Annotated in this window: 2 protein-coding genes; both read left to right on the top strand. The window is 53.9% G+C overall.

The genetic code is table 11. The features are described from left to right. Nucleotides 1–146: 146 nt before the first annotated feature. Nucleotides 147–581: a 50S ribosomal protein L13 gene (rplM, locus tag ACV4UY_RS08770; protein WP_491607223.1), complete on the top strand. Its 435-nt coding sequence runs from the start codon at nucleotides 147–149 to the stop codon at nucleotides 579–581. A gap of 35 nt (nucleotides 582–616) precedes the next feature. After that, on the top strand, nucleotides 617–1012 hold the full coding sequence (gene rpsI / locus ACV4UY_RS08765) for a 30S ribosomal protein S9 (protein WP_491607222.1): 396 nt from the start codon (nucleotides 617–619) through the stop codon (nucleotides 1010–1012). Nucleotides 1013–1113: the final 101 nt, after the last annotated feature.

Below are 1113 nucleotides of genomic sequence, written 5' to 3'. Positions count from 1 at the left end.
GATGATACTTCGTCTCAAGACGCGGGAAAGTAGGTCACTGCCAGGAAGTTTTTTTATTCTGGTTTCCGATCGGGCGACATGTTCTCAAGCTGACATGGTGTCCGATCGGGGACTGAAAAAATCCTTTGAAGGAAGTTCTTGGTTCCATGAAAACCTTCACCCCCTCATCCAAAGAGATCGTCAACGATTGGATTCTCATCGACGCCACGGACAAGGTTCTGGGGCGTGTAGCCAGTCTGGCGGCGCATCGTCTGCGTGGCAAGCACAAGCCGACCTTTGCGCCTCACATGGACGTTGGCGATTTTGTGGTGATCATCAATGCCGACAAGGTACGTCTGACTGGTTCCAAGCTGGAGGACAAGCAGTATTATCGGCACAGTGGTTATCCTGGTGGACTCAAAACCACCAATGCGGCCACGGTATTGAGTGGCCGGTATCCGGAGCGGGTGTTGCAGGATGCGATCATCGGCATGTTGCCCAAGAATACCTTGGGTCGTCAATTGGGTCGCAAGTTGAAGATTTACGCGGGTGATGTGCATCCGCACGCTGGCCAGAAGCCGCAACCTCTCGCCCTGGATTGATGGGCGGTTAGACGTTACACGAGGATGGATCGGACATGTCTTTGACCAACGCCACGTATGCCACTGGAAGACGCAAGGAGGCGATTGCCCGGGTTTGGATTCAACCGGGTGACGGCAAGATGCTGATCAACAAAATTGGCATTGATGCTTATTTTGACCGTGCTGGTTTGCGTATCATTGCTCGTCAGCCATTTACGGTCACCCAGACCGATGAGCGTTTTGATGTCACGGTGAACATTGCCGGTGGTGGTGTATCGGGGCAGGCGGGTGCGATCAAGCATGGTATTGCGCGTGCTTTGGTGGCGTATGATCCGGCCTATCGGGCGGTGTTGAAGAAGGGTGGTTTCTTGACCCGTGATTCGCGTGCGGTTGAGCGTAAGAAGTACGGTCGTCACAAGGCCCGCAAGAGCACGCAATATTCGAAGCGTTGATATTGCGGTCGAAGGATCGGGAAGATCGGATGGGGGAGGCGTCGATACGCCTCCCTTTTTTATTGGGGGGGTGGGTTTGAGGTTGTTTGGCGGTTGGGAAT

Source organism: Candidatus Magnetaquiglobus sp. (assembly GCF_058402785.1).
The sequence above is the reverse complement of the archived record's forward strand: the minus strand, read 5'-3'. Positions and strand labels throughout refer to the sequence as shown.

Excerpts from the sequence above, each read along its gene's own strand:
- rpsI (WP_491607222.1), top strand. The coding sequence starts at position 617 with ATGTCTTTGACCAACGCCACGTATGCCACTGGAAGACGCAAGGAGGCG.
- rplM (WP_491607223.1), top strand. The coding sequence starts at position 147 with ATGAAAACCTTCACCCCCTCATCCAAAGAGATCGTCAACGATTGGATT.